We start from the raw sequence: 17,051 nt of genomic DNA on the forward strand, positions 1-17,051 counted from the left end.
CACGATCCCCAGGAATATCCGCATGCCCAAATTCTCGCAGAAGCCGGAAGGGTGGTGGGCATTGGCGGAGAAAGGTTGTTCCTTTATGCCGAATGATGGAGAGATGTCCAGCGCAGCCGTCCAACCCACGATCCTTTCCATTCGGCGAAAAGGCAGGATTCTCGCGCATCCGCTGGTGTGATTCCAGCGAACCTCCGGCATCATTGGGTCCAAGTCGCGCGCACTAAATGGCCGTGCTGGAAGCCGAAGACCGCATCGTAGTGGCCGTGCTGGATGAGCGGGCCCTGCCCCAGGGGCGCCCTCTCGACGATGATGCTCATATCCCGGTAAAGAAGGCGCGTCAGGAAGAGCAGGAAGTAGTCGTCCCGGGCGAACGGATCTCTTAGAAACAGCACCCGCCCACCGTGGGGCAGGCCGGGTTGGAGAGCAGTCATTTCCCCAGCGAGTTGGCGCGACGGAGGCTGAACACTGATGAAGGTACGAAGTGTCTTCATACTTTCGCGCCGATGGCAGGGAGCAAGGCACGAGACGAGCAGGAGGGGTAGTACCGCTACAGATATCATCCGCAACCGCTCAGCCCGCGTGCCGCCGACCCTTACCACGCGGACCAGCAGGCTCGCCAGAAGTCTTCTCACCATGACCAGCAGCACGGCCGCGTACAGTGCCCAGCCGGCCATTGGGAGGTAGAGGAAGAACGCCGCATAGTGGGCGATGAAGGCCACGGGCAGCAGGCTTGCCAGCAGGAAGCACCACGCAAACAACAACGGCCGGCTGCGTCTCCATAAGGCGAGCGCCAGCATCCCCGACAGGAGTTGTACGGTATTCGGGTCTCGGAAGACGTGGTCCTGGTAGAGCAGCGGATTCAGGTATAGATGGAAGGTGTCCAGGTAGCGGCCAGGCGAGATCGTCAACCGGTAGGCCGGGTTCTCCACCAGGCTGCCCGCGCCCAGAAGCTTGCCGGCGACATAGGGCAGGGTGAGGAGCCCGGTCACCAGAACGCCCCGGCCCTCCGCGTGGAGCCAACGGTGAACGCCCTGCCGAAGCGCCGGCGCGTGGTAGACCGCCTCATAGGCAGCCAGCAACACGGGCAAGCTCACGGCCATCTCCTTGGCATTGAGCGCGCACACGTACAGGGCGGAGACGGTCCCCAACTGACGCCACGACAGGTTGGGGCGTTGTGCACGGGCATTCAAGTAGAGGTTGAACGCTGCGAGGTAGAAGGAATAGCAGAGGAGGTCAAAGATGGTTCCGGTGCTGTAGTAGAGGTCGACGAACCAAGCGTGGTAGCCGGCAAGCAAGAGGGTGAGGAAGGCGACCTCGCGAGAGCCTGACAGCCGGAGGGTGAACCGCCAGAGCAAGCCGAGGTTGAGCGCCAGAAGCCCGAAGCACGCCACGCGGAACGGCAGCGGATCGAAGCCGAACCAACTGTAGAACAGGACGTAGAAGAGCCCGCCCAACGGCCGGTAGGACGTGGACCAGTAGCACAGGTTATCGACGATCAACGAGACAGGCGAGTGACAGAGATAGCCGTGCAGATTCATCAGATCGTCGCCGGAGAACGGCGCCGCGAGCCCCTTATGCGCAAATAGCAGGAACCAGCCAAAGGCGATGAGAACGAGAAGTGTATTGACCGGCGAAATGTGCAGGCGCATCTGGGGTATTCAGTTCGCAGCCCTGGAACTGGCGAGACTTCGGTTTACCTGATAGGAGCGGCCCGAATACCTGACCTGACAGCCGGGATCACCAGATGGCGTCCGACGCCGCCGGGCAAATCAGCCTTGCACGGAAGACACTCGAAGCCGCGGAATTGGCCACGCGCCCGCGTTTGCCGCCCCGACATGACTGCGCGATCACACGCGCCCGCCGTCGAGGGCCACGATCAGCGCGCCCGGCTCTCACTTATATAGAGTCCCAACGACCCGCATCCAGCTACACCGCCGGCAGGTATCTCTCCCGATTCGTCCTGGAAGTGCGAACCGGACCCGAAGGCCCCTGGCATCCGGCAGCAGGTGAAAAGGTTACAGCTTTGCCGGTTGACACCCGGGCGGCCCTGCTTCATCCTGAAGCTGTCGAGAGTCGACATGTCGAAACAACAATCAGAAGTACCGTATGGGACTTTGGATCTGCTGGTGTTAAGAACGCTGGCGGTGATGGGGCCCTTGCACGGCTATGCCGTTGCGCGGCGCATCGAGCAGGTCTCAGGTGACACGCTGCAGTTGAGCCAGGGGTCCGTTCACCCCGCGTTGATCCGGCTGGAGCAGGAGGGCTGGATCCAGACGGAGTGGGGCATCTCCGAGACCAACCGCAAGGTGAAGGTCTACTCGATCACCAAGGCCGGGCGGAAACAACTGCTGGTGGAGGTGGCGAACTGGGAGAAGGCCACGTCGCTGGTGGCGCGCTTTCTGGAGGAGTCATGACACTGAGGCGGACGGCCCACAATCTGCTGGCGCTGCTGCGCAAGCGGCGGCTGGAGCGGGAACTCGAAGGGGAGATTGAGGCGCATCTGGAATTGGCCGAGCGGGACGCGCTGGCCCGCGGGCTTTCGCCGGAAGACGCCCGGAGGGAGGCCCGGCTGCGATTTGGAGGGGTGGAGCAGGTGAAGGAGCTGCATCGCGAGCGGCGCAGCTTCGTGTGGCTGGAAGCACTCCTGCGGGATCTTCGATACGGGCTGTCGTCCCTGGCCCGGTCGCCTGGTTTCACGGCCTCGGTGGTGGGCGTGCTGGCGCTGGGCATAGGCGCCAATGTAGCGATGTTCAGCATAGTGGACGCGGTGATGTTGAAGCCGCTGCCGTTCGCGGAGCCGGACCGGATTGTGCGTGTGTGGGAGGCGCCGCGGCCCGGAGTGTCGAACGCCACGAGCGCCGCGAATTTTCTGGAATGGAAGCGGCTGGCCACCGATTTTGAGGCTTTGTCGGCCGAGCAGTCCATCTCGGTGGCGCTGCAGAACGGCGGTGAACCGGCGCGGCTGAATGGCAAGGCGGTAACCTCCGAGTACTTCCGGGTGTTCGGCACGCAGGCCAGGCTGGGCCGGACGTTCTCCGCCGAGGAGGACCAGGGGACGGCAGCGCGGGTGATTGTCCTGAGTCACGCCACATGGCAGAACGATTTCGGAGCCGACCCGGACATCCTCACCCGCCGGCCGATGCTGGACGGTGAACCGTACCAGGTGATTGGCGTCCTGGCGCCGGGCGCGTTCGACCGCGACGAGACCAAGTTCTGGAAACCGCTGGCGTTCACGCCCGTCGAGCGAGAGAGCAAGAGCCATTGGCTGATGGTTTACGGCCGTCTGCGGGAGGGGGCGGAGCTGACCCAGGTGAATGGTCGAATGCAGGCCGTCTATGCGGCCACGATGGAGAAGGCATCGGAGGAGGACCGGCAGGGCGCCATCGTAGTGGAGCGGTTGGCCCGCCTGCTGGTGGGGGATAACCTGCAGCGATCGATCTCGATCGCTTTTGGCGCGGTGGCGCTGGTGTTGCTGATCGCCTGCGCCAACGTGGCGAACCTACTGCTGGCCAAGGGTGCGGCGCGGTCGAAGGAACTGGCGGTCCGATCCGCGCTCGGCGCGAGCCGGGGCCGGCTGGTGGCTCAACTGCTTACGGAGACGTTGGTACTCTGCCTGTTGGGCGGCGCGGCCGGAGTGGTGCTGGCCTGGACGCTGATTCGAGTGGCGACGCCGGCATTGAAAGAGGCGCTGCCTTTCACGGCGGAGGTCACGTTGGATCCGCGCGTGCTGGGTTTCGCCGGCCTGGTTGCGCTGGCCGTGGCGCTGCTGACGGGTACGTTTCCGGCGTTGCAGACCTCGTTTGGAAGCCTGGCGCAGACATTGAACCGGGCGGCCCGCGGATCGTCGGGCTCGCACGCCCTGGTGCGGCGGGCCATCGTGATCGGCGAAGTGGGCTTGTCGCTGGTGCTGGTGTGCGGCGCCCTACTGCTGTTGAAGAGCCTGTTGAAGCTGCAGCAGATAGAGACAGGGATCCGCGTCGAACACGTGATCACGACGTCGGTGGATCTGCCGAAGTCGTCGTATCCGACACCGGAGAAGGCGGCTCAGTTCTACGAGGCCGTGGCGGAGCGCCTGCGGTCCGTGCCCGGTGTCAGCCGGGTGGGGATGACTTCGCACATGCCGCTGCAGTGGATTGGCAATGGCGAGGCACTGCAGGAGCCGGGCGAACGGAATCTGGTGCGGGTGCGGCTGAAGCGCGTGGATCCGGGGTATTTCCAGACACTCGGGATTCCGCTGCTGGCCGGTCGCGGGATTACGGCCCGGGACACGGCCAGCGCGCCACGAGTGGTGGTGATCAACGAGGCGCTGGCGGCGCGATTGAAGGATGTGAGCCGGGTGCAAGAGGCCGTCGGCCGCAAAGTGCGCGTCTCGATGCCGCCCTTCGGGGAGCCCACCATGTCCATGCCCGAGGTGGAGATCGCGGGCGTGATTCGGGGAGAGAGGGTGGGGCCGCCGGGCATGCCCGATCCGGCGGTGGTCTATGTGCCGCTGGCCCAGACGCCGGCCACACACGTCAAACTGATCGTCCTGGCCCAGACCGACGTGGCGGCGGCGGTCACGGCCCTGCGCGAAGCCGTGCGCGGCGTGGATGCGAAGCTTCCGCTGGGTGAGGTGGTGACGCTAGAGCAGGTAAGAGAGCGCACGCTGTCCGGCGCCAGCCGTCCGGCCTGGTTGATTGGCGTCTTCGCGGTGATTGCCGCATTGTTGGCGGGCATCGGCCTTTACGGCGTCATCTCGCACACGGTGTCGCAGCGGCGGAGGGAGATCGGGATCCGCATGGCGCTGGGCGCGCGTTCGCGCGACGTGCTTTCGCAGGTGCTGAGAAACGCGGTGTCGCTGGTATGTATCGGGCTGGGCATCGGCCTGCTGGGCGCCCTGGCGTTGACCAGGGTGATGAAGAGCCTGCTGTACGAAGTGTCGCCCCTGGATCCGCTGGCCTTCGCGGCCAGTTGCCTGGCGATGGTCCTGGTTGGGTTGCTGGCAGGCTGGCTACCGGCGCATCGGGCGGCTGGGGTGGATCCGGTGACCACGCTGCGCGACGAGGGGTGATGCCGGTTGAGGCCGCGCTCCGGTCACTCGCTGAGGTCGCGGCCCTTGCGCTCCTGGCCCAGGCAGGAAGCGATGGTGGCCAGAACCAGTGCGGTGCCCGCGGTGATGGCCATGGCGTTGGAATAGGGCATGTGTTCCGCCGCCAGGGCCTGGATGTAGACGATCGCGCTGGAAACCAATGCCCCCATCTGGTAGGCAAAGCCGGGCAGCGAGCCTCGGACCGAACTGGGCGCGAGTTCCGCCAGATGAGCGGGAATCACACCCCAGGCGCCCTGCACCAGGAATTGCATCACCCACGCGGCGGCAATGGTGAGGGCGAGAGTTGGCGCGAAAGCCCACAGGGGGACGACGAGGACGGCAAGTCCAAAGGCCACGGCCATGGAACGGCGGCGGCCGATGCGATCTGAGAGGTAGCCGATCAACAGGGCGCCGATCAAGGTTCCGGTCAAGGCCAAGGCGGAGACCGCGGACCTTGTAGTGGGCAGGAGATTCCATTTTCGCTGCAGGAAGGTCGGGTACATATCCACGGTGGCATGCCCTGCCAGGTTCAAAGCCGCGAGCAGGCCTATCATCGAGAACAGCAGCGTCCGGTGGCGATAGAGTTCCGCCAGGATCTCCCGGACGGTCCGCTTCTTCTGGACCTGCCAAACCTCCGATTCGGACACGCGCAGGCGAATCACGAGGCAGAGGAGCGCCGGCAGCCCTCCGATGAAGAAGAGCGGGCGCCAGCCCCACTTGTCAAAGAAGAAGTAGTAACAGCCGGCGGCGAGCAGATTGCCCATGGCATAGCCCTGCTGCAACAAGCCCGAGACCAGGCCGCGGCGCGCCGTAGGCGTCTTTTCCATGACGAGCGAGGCGCCGACGCCCCACTCCCCGCCCAACCCAATCCCGAACAAGGCGCGCAGCGCGAGGAAGGCTGCGTAGTTCGGGGCGAAGGCGGTGAGGATTTCCACGACGGAATAGAAGATGAGGTCGATCATCAACGGCAACCGGCGCCCGAACCGGTCAGCGAGCAGACCAAAAAGGATTGCCCCCAGAGGCCGGAAGGCGAGCGTCAGGGTGATGGCCAGAGCTATATCAGAGTCCTTCCGGTGGAACTCTGCGGCGATGGCGGTCAGGCAATACACCACCAGGAAGAAGTCGAAGGAATCGAGAGCCCAACCGAGGTACCCGGTGAGGACGGAGAACCGATAGCCGGCTGGCGGGGTAGAGGCTCGCGGGGACTCGGCCGGGGCGGCAGAGTCCGGAGCGATGAGACCGGACACGTTCTGGGACAAGATGTTTTCCTCTCTGTTTTCGGGGGGAGATGAGGCCTGGCCTTTATCAGTGCAACCGGAAAAATGTGGCGCCAGAGTGTATGGGGCGCGGCCGGGCGATTCGGAGAATGATCAGAAGCGCGAGCAAGCCGCCTCAATAGAGAGACTTGCGTCGAGCTATACGGGCCGCACTGGTCGCTGTCCCGGATGTTCGGCTCCAACCCGGAACCGCGCCAGCGGCGGCAGACCGGGCACCCCCTGGGCGGTGCCCGGTCCGGCGGGCCTGGGCGCGAGGGTGGCGCCATGGGCCCGCGCGGTGGGCGAGAAGGGCTCGAACCTGGGACCTGGCGCGGCCAGCGGTTGAGGGAATTCCCTGGATTCAGACCAGCGGCTGAGACCGGCCGGGAGAACCGGGTTCACGTTCATGGCCTGAAGGGTCCGCCGTCTTGCGCTTTCCGCGGAGCAGCCCGACTAACCCAAGGCCTGTGGCCATTGCGGTCCAGGTGGCCGGCTCGGGTACTGGCGCTTCTGATGGCTCAATGATGGTCCAGGTTCCGGGTACATTGCTGCGCCCGTGAAGCGCCCCGTGTGTGCCGTCGTTGAGGATCAGCAGGTCGGAGCCCCCGGTGGCGGAATTCCTCGTCAGGACACTGCTGGGCGGATTCTGGTTGGACTGGCCATCGAGATAGACGAGCCAATAGGAGCCGGAGGGAGAGAGTTGAAGGGTAGCGAGGTTGTTGGGGTTGCCCACGATTTGGAATTGAGTTGCGCCATTTCGGACGGACGCCAAGCCGACGGCGAGGCAACTGCCGGAGGTGCTCCCGAGCGAGTTGAGGTCCAGACAGAACGGGGTGGAAGGGGCGGGTACCGCACCCAGGACGTTAAACTCCATGATGAGGCTTCCCGACAGGCATTGGCCTGAGCTGCAGTCCAGGTCGTTGTTTGAAAAAGTTGCGCCGTTGTACTGGAGGATGAAACTCGCTTTCGCGGTGGGCGTAGTGAGGCTGATGGCCAGCAAGCATACGAGCAGTGGGATCCAATTCCACAGTCTCCGCGTGATTCCTGGTCTCTGGATGTGTTCGGCAAGGGCAGGCATTGTCTTGGTCCTTTCTGGTCTGTTCAGGTTTAAAGTGGTTTGAGCTCGTCGTGGTGACGGCGCCGTCAGGAACGACTTTCGCCGATCCAATTGCGGCGCTACATGGTTGGGGCCTGATTCCTGGCTGCTTTCTCCATGCGCGGCTAAACCATACGTGGAACGGAAGTTAGGGTGTTGTATGCGCGTGCCGGGCGGCGCTGAGGGCGGCGGGGTTCGGGCCAAAATCGCCGGGCGGCGAGGGGTGGAGAGCTTTACGCGGAGGACATTTTGCGGGCAGCCGACCGGTTCGCGGCGAGATGGGCCGGCCCGAGAGGGATCCTGTTTCGCCGGAAGGGCATCCGGGTGCGGACAGTGCCTTGCGCTACGACTCGAGTGCTGGGGCGGAGAGTTCCGAAGCGCCCGGATGGCTTGTTGCCTGGTCGAGCCGGCGCGCCATGGTGGCGAGCAGTTTTGGCCTTACCCGAGGGCGGGTCCAGGGGCAGACGGCAATGCAGATTCCGCACGATGCAGCCTCAGCGAAGTAGGGGATGCACTTGTCGAAATCCACGTACCAGCGTTCGACGCCGCGAACCATCTGCTTCTGTTCGACGATGGCGCCCGGAGGGCATTCCCGGGTACAGATCTGGCAGGTTTGGCAGAAGTCGTCGGCGCCGAACCGGTCGGGTCCGGTGGGCGTCAGCGGCATGTCGGTGGTGACGGCGGCGAGCCTCACGCCGGATCCGAAATGACGGCTGATGATGGACCCGTGTTTTCCGAGTTCGCCCAGGCCGGAGGCAATGGCGGGCGGAATGAGAAGCAAGGCGTCCGCCGAGGGGCCGGGATACGGGTGGGCGTTGTAGCCTTGCGAGCGGATCCAGTTGGCCAGCGCGTAGGAAGCCCTGGTGCCGCGGGCGTACTGGTCGCCCACGTCGCAAACACCGGCTCCGTTGGTCTCGTCGGAAGGGACCTGTTTGAGGCGTTCGTAGTCGTGTGCGAGTGCGAGCACGATCACCCAGGGCTCATCAATCCTGTACCCCTCGAAGACGTAGAGGGGGTCCATGGCGGCGATGCCGACGTCATCCGCTTCGTGTGCGAGAGCGAATTGGGTGGCGGCGGCGGACAGCTCGGCGGCCGGTGCGGCGTTGCGTTGTGTGGCAACGGGAAGGAGTTCCCGGCGCTCATACGCCGCCGCGAAGGCCTCCGCCGAGCCTGGGCATTTGCGCGAATTTGTTCGCGCGACAAGCTGCAACTCACCCCACGGGTGCAGGTCGGGCGGATGCCAGAAGTGGGGCGAGGGCCGGCGGATGTCCTTTTCGCCCAGTCCATTGACCGGATTGCCCGAAACCTTGAGCAGTGAAACGATCTCCGGCTTGGGCGTGTAGCGACGGCGATCGCGCCGCCCCGTAGTAGCTTGATCCGACATAGCTCTCCTAGCTTCGTTGGACTGGGTTGGACGGCGCGGTCCGGCCGGTTTCTCGATCTCGAGTTTCCCGTCGAGAATTGCTGGTGCCCCTACTCGCCTTTCGAAGCAGCCGCCTGGGCCGCCACGGCCGCAAGGGCGCCCATATAGCCATTTTCCGCGACAGCCGCCGCCCGCCGGCGGTACGATTCGGTGTCGGCCGGCGCCCAGGTGGCGAGACCGTCGACATACCGGTTGTACATGCAGAAGGCCGCGGCGATGAGCACGGTGTCGTGGATCTCAAGATCGGTAGCGCCGTGACCGCGGGCCCGCCCGACGTCCTCCGCCCGGACCAGTTTGCCGCCCTGCTGGACCCTGCCTGCGATGTTCAGCAAGGCCTTGAGCTTCTCCGAGATGCCGGCACTCTCGAAGTCGTGTTTCACATCGAGCACGAGTTGCTCATCTCCGCCGAGGTGGTAAGCGGCGATGGCGCCGTGCGAGGTCTGGCAGTAGTGGCAATCGTTGCGGGATGAAACGTAGGTCGCGATCAGCTCCGAATCGGCCATGGAGAGGGAGCCTGGGGTGTGCAGCAATACTTCCGCCAGTTCGGACATGGGCTTTGCCGTTTCGGGACGAAAGGCGAAGGGGCCACGGATGCCCGGCAGGTCTTCAGGGAGTTTGATGTGTGCCATGTTGAGAACTCTTATCGAGCCGCGGTTTGTCTGGCTGTAGAGGCCGCGTAGCCCTCGGCGGCCAGGCGCGCGCCTGACTCACGGTAAACCTGGGGATCCGCCGGAGCCCAGGTGGCGAGGCCGTCGACGTAGCGGTTGTACATGCAGAACGCGGCGGCGATCAGCACGGTGTCATGAAGCTCGAGGTCAGTGGCGCCGAGTTCGCGAGCCCGCTCGACATCCTCTGCGGTGACGTTCTTCCCGCCGCGCTGCACTTTGCCGGCGATCGCGAGCAGAGCCTTCATCTTTTCGGATACACCGGCGGCGGAGGGGTTCTGCTTGACGTCGAGGACGAGCTGTTCATTCCCGCCCAGGTGATGAGCGGCGACAGCGCCATGAACGGTCTGGCAGAAGAAGCAGTCGTTCCGGGAGGAGACGTAGGTCGCGATGAGTTCGCGCTCGCCCGGCGTGAGAGAACCTGGCCCGCGCAGGAGGACGTCGGCCAGTTCATTCATCGGCCTGGCGGTCTCGGGCCGAAAGGTCATGGGGCCGAGAATGCCCGGCAGGCCTTCGGGTAGCGAAATGTGGGGCATGCGTAAAAACTCCTCTCCGTAGACTCGGTCATTCGGCGAATTCAATCAATACTCGAAAGTAATTAGTGAGCGATCCCATTGGCAACGCGGCGAGACCTGACGCCTCTGATCTTGCCAGACTTTTTGACGTCATCGGCTAAGCTACTACCGGAGAACGGCAGGCGCCGGTACAAGTTTCAGAGGAGTGATAGGATTTACGCAGCCAGCGAAAGGGCAGCCTACTTCGAGCCCTGGGCCGGCGAAGCGAGAGGTTGGTGATTCATGAGTGATGGTGTTTCCAGAAGGTACTTCTTCTATGGCTCCCTGCTCGCGGGGGCCGTACCCGCCGGCGGGTTCGGCAGTGTACCGTCGTTGCGCGCACTTGGATACAAGCCGTTCTACGACAAGCTCAACGTGGCTGCCATCGGATGTGGCGGACAAGGTGGAGTGGACCTCAACGACGCCGCGGCGACCGAGAACATCGCAGCGCTGTGCGACGTGGACGAGGCGCGTGCGGCCGACGCGTTCAACCGCCATGGCAAAGCCCCGAAGTACAAAGACTACCGGGCGATGTTGGACAAGGAAGGCAAGAACATCGATGCGTGCATCGTCGCCGTCCCCGATTTCATGCACGCAACGATCGCCCTCGCCTGCATGCAGCAGGGCAAGCATGTTTATGTCGAGAAGCCGCTGACCAGGACTCCGTGGGAGGCCCGGCTGCTGCGCGATGCGGCAGCGAAGTACAAGGTCGCGACGCAGATGGGCAACCAGGGCTTTTCTCACGAATGCCACCGGGTGGCCGCTGAGATTGTCTGGTCCGGCGAGATCGGCGAGGTTCGGGAAGCGCACGTCGCGACCTCACCGAGCACGTATCCTACCGAACTGGCGCAGTTGCCGCCGTCAAAGGACGTTCCCAAGACGCTGGATTGGAATCTGTGGCTGGGCAATGCAGCGGCGCGCCCGTTCAGTGATTGGTATGTGCCCTACAATTGGCGCGGTTTTTACGATTTCGGAACAGGACAGATCGGCAATTGGGCGACGCATACGGCCGGGCCCGTGCATACCGCACTGCAATTGGGCGCGCCGGAAAGCGTGGAGTGCGTCAGCCAGACAGGAAAGAGCAAGTACACCTACCCGACACGGGGTGTGGTGCGGCTGGACTTCCCGGCACGGGGACCGATGCCACCGGTGTCGGTCTACTACCACGAGGCTGTCCGGGCATCCGACCCCGAGGCCTTCCGGGTACCGGGGATGGAGGATGAGGCGATTCTGCCTCCGCCCGACAATCTGGCCGACAAAGGCCGGCCGACAGCTATTGGCCGAGGCGGACCCGGGGGCATGCGAGGTCCCGGAGGAGGTCCGGCGGGCGCCGGCGGACGAGGAGCCTCGGCGGATGGTCCGCCCAGGGGCGCCGGCGGTCCTGGAGTCCTGGTTTTCCAAGGGACTCAAATCCTGACCTCGGCCTCGCAGCAACCCCCGCGAGGAGCGTCCCCGCGCGGCGTGTTGGCGGGAAACGGATCGGTGCTCGTGGGGAGCAAAGGCGTCCTGGCCACCAGCAATCGCGGCGAGGGCGTGTGGCTGCTGCCTTCGGCAAGATGGAAGGAGTACAAGCTGCCGCCGCAACTTCTCACGCGCTCTCCGGGTCACATGCTGGACTGGGTTCGCGCGTGTAAGGGCGGTGATGCGTCCTGTTCCAATTTCGGCATTACAGCGCCCTACGCGGAGTGGCTGGCACTGGTCTGCATTGCCTGGCGCGTCCCCGGGAAACTGCTTTGGGACAGCAAGAACACGCGGTTCACGAACAGCGAGGAAGCGAACCAACTGGTCAAGCCGATGTTCCGGCGAGGATCGGAATTGAAGCTGTAGTGTCGGATGAGAAAAGGGAAGTTATGAAGCTGACAAGGCGTGAAGTGGGAGTGCTCGGGCTGGGAGCACTTTCCACGGGTAGATCGTTCGGCGCGGCCAAGCCAAACTCCAATTTCGGCGGCGTACAGGTTGGAGCCAATGTGCCGTATATTTTTCGCGGCATGCCGGGCGGAGCGGACGACATTCTCAAGTACTGTCTGGAGCCAACCATCAGCCTGAGCGCGCTGGAACTGCGGTCGCGCCCGGTGGAGGACTCGCTGGGCGCGCCGGCGCCCGCGGGCAGGCCGGGTTTTTCCGGCGCACCTTCGGCTGGCGGCAGAGGCGCGGCGCCCGGCGGAGCCCCGAATGGCGCCCCACCGCCAGGCGGACGAGCTCCGCTCACGCCGGAACAGCAGGCGGAGCGGAAAGCTGCGACCGAAGCCCTTAGAAATGGAGGCTCTCCCAGTCGATGAGCGGGTTCCGCGACTTCCGCCGCAAGTACGAGGACGCTGGAGTCCTCATCCAGATCGTGAAGTTCGATGGAGTGGACGGGTTCACGGACGATGAACTCGATTACGCCTTCCAATTAGCCCGCGAACTGGGCGCGAACGCGATTTCCTGCGAGATCCCCGTCAGCACGACGAAGCGAATGGGAGCCTTCGCGGAGAAGCACAAGATGATGGTGGGCTACCATGGGCACGGCAACCTGACAGACCCGGAGGCATTCGGCCGCCTCGAGTCGTGGGAACAGGCGTTCTCCTATTCCAAGTACAACGGCGCCAACGTGGACATTGGCCACTTTTTCGCCGCGAATGGCTTTTCGCCAGCCAAGTGGATCAAGCAGAACCACGCTCGGGTGACTCACGTGCATCTGAAGGACCGGAAGGCGAATAACGGCCCCAACGTGCCATGGGGTGAGGGCGATACCCCGCTGAAGGAGATTCTCCAGATGATGAGAGCGGAGAAGTACGCCTTCCAGGCCACCATCGAGATGGAGCATCCGGTTCCGCAGGGATCTTCCACCCTGGCCGAGCTGGCAAAATGCGTGCAATATTGCCGGAGTGTACTGGCTTAGCCGCTTTTTGGAGCGAGAGGACCTGGAAGATCGCCCTGGCCGCGCGGCTAGCTACGCAGAAGGCTATGGGTTGAGGCGCTGCCGTCCGCGGCGGCCCAGGAGCCAGCCGGCCAGCCCGCCAATCAGGAGGCCCGCGCCGCCCGCGTACCATAAGGCCCGCGTCAGCTCGGTAATCAGTTGGTTGGTGAAAACGTTGGAGGACAGGTGCAATGAGGCGACTTTCCACTCGCCGCCGGTCTTCGCCACGGTCGTGCTCCAGCGCGAATTCAAACGGAACGGACCGCGGATGACCGGAAAGAATTCGTCTTCCATACTGCCATCGGCTACCGCGACGTCGCCGCCCGACCCCAGGAAGAGCGCGTGCTCGCCGAGTTTCGCCCGGGTCGTGTATTTGGTGATGTAGCGGCCCGGATCCTTGACCATCTTCCGGTAGTAGGCACGAATTTCGTCATGGCCGCGGGAGACTTCCGCATTCCACCACGTCACAGTGCAGTCGGGGCGCATCTGGGCGATCATGCCCTCGATATCCTGCGCATTGATGGCCTTTTCGATTTCGTTCAGGATCTTCAGAAGAGCCTGGCGGTCTTCCTGGTGTAATTCGTTTTGGGCAGTCATAGGTAGCGACCAAAGCAGTGAGGCCAGCGTCAAGGAACGCATCAGCCTGGATGGAGTCGTCATGAGCGTGTTCCATGGTACTACAGGTCCGTGCAAGTGCAAGGGTAACCAGGCGTTCCGGTGGCAGGGAGGAACGGCAGGAAACGAGTGAGCGGCGGCTACGCGCGCCAGCTTGAACAGGTTGCCGGGGGATGGCCTGCGATCGGCGACTTTGCCTTGGTAATGCGAAGTGAGACGGTTCCCGCTGAAGGGCATCATTCATTCGGTTTCAGCCATCCAGTACGGGCGCAGGGCTGATCAGCGAGGCCATGCGCCTGAATGGATGCGGCGCAGGAGCGCGTCCGCCAGTGGATTGGACTTCTGCGCTGTGGCTGCGTTTGCCAGAGTGATCGCGTCGTGGTTCGCAGCTCCCACCCGGCCTATTTTCCCGGCGGCGTTGACGAAGTGCCGGTAGGCATCGAGAACATCCAGCGGCGTCACCTCGTACCCGTAGCCTTGCAGAAACCGTTCCAGGGCCAACTTTCCCACTTTGTACGCGAATGCCGGATTCTTCTCCGCGAGATCTCGCGCGGCGCGACTCAACGTTCGCGGATCGGTGCGGCCCGCTTCCGCGAAGCCCAGCGCCAAGTCATGGAATCCAGCATCTTTCGCGGCGGCGAAGTAGCGACCGGTTTCCCCGGAGGATCTCGCGAGATCGATGAGAATGCCCGCTGGATCGCGTTTCGGATACTTCCTGGCGATCTCCCGAAACGTTGCGACGCCCGTGGATCTTTCGCCCGAGGTGAGCGCATAGCGTGCGTAAGCTTCGTCGACACGGCCGGCATTGAGCAGGATGAGTTCGCACGCCGCGTCAATCTCGTGATCCGGTTGATTCAGCCCCCGGCTTGCCTCGGCGTAGGCCAACGCCTCTTCGACCCTGCCGTCCTTTAGCAAGGCATCGACTCCATATTTCCGATGGTGCCAGAAGGGAAAACGGGCGAGAGCAAGAATGCCCCAGAGATCCTGATGCCGTCCAGCCGCGAGCAAACTGGAGAAGCAAAGACTGGTGCCCCTGAAGTAGCCGCTCCGCTGTGGGTCGGACCAAGCCATCCGGATGATACCGGTGAATTGATCGGCCCACTGCGAGGCGACGGCGGGCGATGCGCACAGGGCGCCCCAGTTGTCCTGGACGGGCCAGAGGTAATCGACACCGTCGTCCTGGATCGCCTGCCATAGCCTGTCGAGCCATTTGTCGCGCGTTTTCCGATCGGCCGGGGCCTCGATGACCAGCGGAAGCAGTTGCTCCTGTGTACAGTTGACGGCGGAGCCCAGCGCTCCGGAGGACGTATCAATATGCTCAAGGGATGGCCAGAATCGCTCGAAGAGGTTCACGGCTCCATCGGCTGCCGTGACGGCATCCGTGCGTGATACCTTCCTGATCTCGGAGACCGCCTCCTTCAGCCGCTTGATCGCGAGGTTCGATCCCTTCCAGCTGTATGCTTTGGATCGGAAGCGAGACTTGAAGGTCCAGGTGTGTTTGACCGTCATTTGTTGAGTGCGATTGTGACATGAGTGCCCCGTGACCTGATGGCCGACGGATGAGCACCCAACAAACAGACCAGTTCGAGCAGCACCGAATGTGCGGCCACTTGAAACACCCAACGTTGTCGCCGGCATCCAGTTCTGCGAGTTCTCCCTGGAGAGCCGTTAAGGAGCCAGAATCGGCGAGCAACAAGGCGGCTGAACCGGCGCCGGCTCCATCAACTCCGCGCGTGTGAAGTTCGGATCGTAGAGATTTAACTGCCACTTCCCGTCGCGGCCGATTTTTGGCTTATCCGGCTGATTCATGCCGCGTTCGACTACTGTCTTATATCCCTGTTCCGTGCTTGGGACGCCTAGCGCCAGATGGTTCATGACACCGAGAGTTTTCGGCGATGGATGGGGCTGGTTCAGCATGTATTCGAGCCAGTCCGTGCCATCGGGCACGCGCATCGAGACCCAGTCGGTGCGCTCGTCGGTCATGCCCCCGTACCACTGCAGGCGAAAGCCCAGGATGTCCCGGTACAGCTTGTCCGCCGCGGCGCGATCCTGGATGGTGAAACCCACGTGAATCATGCGTTCGGAGATGCGGGTGCGCGGCAGCGCCTTGCCGAAGTTCCGGCTGTGCAGCGAACCTTTCGAATACTCGACGAACTCCACGCTGTGCCCATCGGCGTCTTTGATGAAGAAGCTCAGGTTGCCGTCCGCATCCGGCTTAACGGCGAGCGGAACCTCCACGAGGCGGCTGGCCAGGTAATCGCGCAACCGGCGGGCATCGCCGGTCTCGAACGCGATGTGGACCAGCCGGTCTTCCGATTCCTGCTTCAGCGTCGGCTCCACTTCGATGTACTGGCGGTCGTTCACCTTGAACACGGCGAGCGAGTCGAGTTCGAACGGCTCCTGATAGCCCAGGTAGCGGCCGTAGAAATTGCGCGCCGCGGCCAAATCGGCGGTCTTCAGCCTGATGTGGGCGACGCCCAAAATCGGCGGGCGGACCGGAGCACTCGACGCCTGGGCCATCAGGGCGGGAGCGGCGGCGGCCGCGACCAGAGCCGCGAGGAGAAGAGGTCCGGAATGCATACCGACATTGTATATGCCGCCACCCGCGACTGCCTGCTGTATGGTAATTCTCGTATCCATGAAGACCCTGCCGCTGCTGCTGATGCTCGCCGCCGCTTCGCCACTGTGCGCGCAGGCGCCGGGCCCGGAGGCCCCCGTCCCCAGCGTGCCCGACTGGGCGTTGCCCGGCACCGCTACCCACAAGCAGGTTCCGCCGCCCGCGGATTTTCACCGGCCCGGCAGGAATTTCGATATCCCGATCGGCATTTTTGAGGGGCAATCCGATGTCGGCGCGGCGCTGGTGCCCGGCAGCGCCAGCTTCGATCCAACCACCGCGCGATACACGATCCACTCGGCTGGTTACAACATCTGGTATCAGCGCGACGAGTTCCGTTTCCTGTGGAAGAAGATGTCCGGCGACCTCTCGCTGGCGGCCGCGGTCTCGTTTCCGAAGCCCGAGGGCTATGGCGATCGGAAGGCGGTCCTTGTGATTCGCCAGACTCTCGACGACGACTCCCAACAGATCATGGCGGGCCAGCACGGCACAGGAATGATCCACATCGCCTGGCGCGCCACGCGAGGCGGGCAGATGAAGGATGCCGAGTACCGCTTCGGCGGCACGCTGGCCAAACTCCAGGCGCGGCGCATCGGAATTGAGAAGCATGGCGACTCGTTCACGCTCCTGGTGAGCATCGAGGGCGAACCGCTGCACCAATTCGGCCCGCCCATTCAGCTCCACTTCGACGGACCCTTCTATGCCGGCATCGGCTTCTGTTCGCACCTGCCAACGACCCTGGATACCGGCGTGATTTCCAATGTGATGCTGGAGAATGCCGCGGGGCAGGCGCGATAGGATCGCCGAGCAGCCCGTGGCAGAAGTCCCGCCTGGCGGCGGACGAAACACAACTTTCGT

General features: G+C 63.6%; 14 protein-coding genes. 5 read left to right on the forward strand and 9 right to left on the reverse strand.

Annotation, left to right across the window (positions count from 1 at the left end; genetic code table 11):
* Positions 1 to 200: 200 nt before the first annotated feature.
* Positions 201 to 1,652, reverse strand: a complete 1,452-nt coding sequence (locus IRI77_RS12140) for a hypothetical protein (RefSeq protein WP_194452320.1) — start codon at positions 1,650 to 1,652, stop codon at positions 201 to 203.
* Positions 1,653 to 2,081: 429 nt separating this feature from the next.
* On the opposite strand from IRI77_RS12140, the gene IRI77_RS12145 reads away from it, so the two are divergent.
* Together IRI77_RS12145 and IRI77_RS12150 are read left to right on the forward strand one after the other, a co-directional pair.
* On the forward strand, positions 2,082 to 2,417 hold the full coding sequence (locus IRI77_RS12145) for a PadR family transcriptional regulator (protein ID WP_194452321.1): 336 nt from the start codon (positions 2,082 to 2,084) through the stop codon (positions 2,415 to 2,417).
* Positions 2,414 to 5,053: an ABC transporter permease gene (locus tag IRI77_RS12150; protein WP_194452322.1), complete on the forward strand. Its 2,640-nt coding sequence runs from the start codon at positions 2,414 to 2,416 to the stop codon at positions 5,051 to 5,053. Before IRI77_RS12145 ends, IRI77_RS12150 begins: the two co-directional genes overlap by 4 nt.
* A gap of 23 nt (positions 5,054 to 5,076) precedes the next feature.
* Here the strand turns inward: IRI77_RS12150 and IRI77_RS12155 are convergent, their stop codons facing one another.
* From IRI77_RS12155 to IRI77_RS12175, 5 genes are all read right to left on the reverse strand, one after another.
* Positions 5,077 to 6,330, reverse strand: coding sequence for an MFS transporter (locus tag IRI77_RS12155; protein WP_228486705.1), 1,254 nt, complete (start codon positions 6,328 to 6,330; stop codon positions 5,077 to 5,079).
* 358 nt (positions 6,331 to 6,688) lie between these two features.
* Positions 6,689 to 7,201, reverse strand: coding sequence for a PEP-CTERM sorting domain-containing protein (locus IRI77_RS12160; RefSeq protein WP_194452323.1), 513 nt, complete (start codon positions 7,199 to 7,201; stop codon positions 6,689 to 6,691).
* 565 nt (positions 7,202 to 7,766) lie between these two features.
* Positions 7,767 to 8,807, reverse strand: coding sequence for a 4Fe-4S dicluster domain-containing protein (locus IRI77_RS12165; RefSeq protein ID WP_194452324.1), 1,041 nt, complete (start codon positions 8,805 to 8,807; stop codon positions 7,767 to 7,769).
* Between the two features lie 89 nt (positions 8,808 to 8,896).
* On the reverse strand, positions 8,897 to 9,475 hold the full coding sequence (locus IRI77_RS12170) for a carboxymuconolactone decarboxylase family protein (protein WP_194452325.1): 579 nt from the start codon (positions 9,473 to 9,475) through the stop codon (positions 8,897 to 8,899).
* An 11-nt stretch (positions 9,476 to 9,486) separates the two neighbouring features.
* The gene (locus IRI77_RS12175; RefSeq protein ID WP_194452326.1) at positions 9,487 to 10,047 is read right to left on the reverse strand and encodes a carboxymuconolactone decarboxylase family protein; all 561 of its coding nucleotides are present in this window, start codon (positions 10,045 to 10,047) and stop codon (positions 9,487 to 9,489) included.
* A gap of 261 nt (positions 10,048 to 10,308) precedes the next feature.
* On the opposite strand from IRI77_RS12175, the gene IRI77_RS12180 reads away from it, so the two are divergent.
* Both IRI77_RS12180 and IRI77_RS38000 read left to right on the forward strand, forming a co-directional pair.
* Positions 10,309 to 11,892, forward strand: a complete 1,584-nt coding sequence (locus IRI77_RS12180) for a Gfo/Idh/MocA family protein (protein ID WP_194452327.1) — start codon at positions 10,309 to 10,311, stop codon at positions 11,890 to 11,892.
* Between the two features lie 448 nt (positions 11,893 to 12,340).
* Complete coding sequence (locus tag IRI77_RS38000; protein WP_228486706.1) at positions 12,341 to 12,946, forward strand: sugar phosphate isomerase/epimerase family protein; 606 nt, start codon at positions 12,341 to 12,343, stop codon at positions 12,944 to 12,946.
* A gap of 63 nt (positions 12,947 to 13,009) precedes the next feature.
* On the opposite strand, the gene IRI77_RS12190 is transcribed toward IRI77_RS38000, so the two are convergent.
* The 3 genes from IRI77_RS12190 to IRI77_RS12200 all read right to left on the reverse strand — a co-directional run bounded on the left by IRI77_RS12190 (position 13,010) and on the right by IRI77_RS12200 (position 16,159).
* Positions 13,010 to 13,624: a YybH family protein gene (locus IRI77_RS12190; protein WP_194452328.1), complete on the reverse strand. Its 615-nt coding sequence runs from the start codon at positions 13,622 to 13,624 to the stop codon at positions 13,010 to 13,012.
* Between the two features lie 234 nt (positions 13,625 to 13,858).
* Positions 13,859 to 15,217: a hypothetical protein gene (locus IRI77_RS12195; protein WP_194452329.1), complete on the reverse strand. Its 1,359-nt coding sequence runs from the start codon at positions 15,215 to 15,217 to the stop codon at positions 13,859 to 13,861.
* A gap of 30 nt (positions 15,218 to 15,247) precedes the next feature.
* Positions 15,248 to 16,159 carry a VOC family protein gene (locus tag IRI77_RS12200; protein WP_194452330.1) on the reverse strand — a complete coding sequence of 304 codons (912 nt, stop codon included), beginning with the start codon at positions 16,157 to 16,159 and terminating at the stop codon, positions 15,248 to 15,250.
* 58 nt (positions 16,160 to 16,217) lie between these two features.
* Between IRI77_RS12200 and IRI77_RS38005 the strand changes: the two genes are divergently transcribed.
* A complete protein-coding gene (locus IRI77_RS38005) occupies positions 16,218 to 16,991 on the forward strand; it encodes a hypothetical protein (RefSeq protein ID WP_228486707.1) in 774 nt (257 codons plus the stop codon).
* The last annotated feature ends 60 nt before the right edge of the window (positions 16,992 to 17,051 follow it).

The organism is Paludibaculum fermentans (genome assembly GCF_015277775.1).
Lineage (GTDB): Bacteria > Acidobacteriota > Terriglobia > Bryobacterales > Bryobacteraceae > Paludibaculum > Paludibaculum fermentans.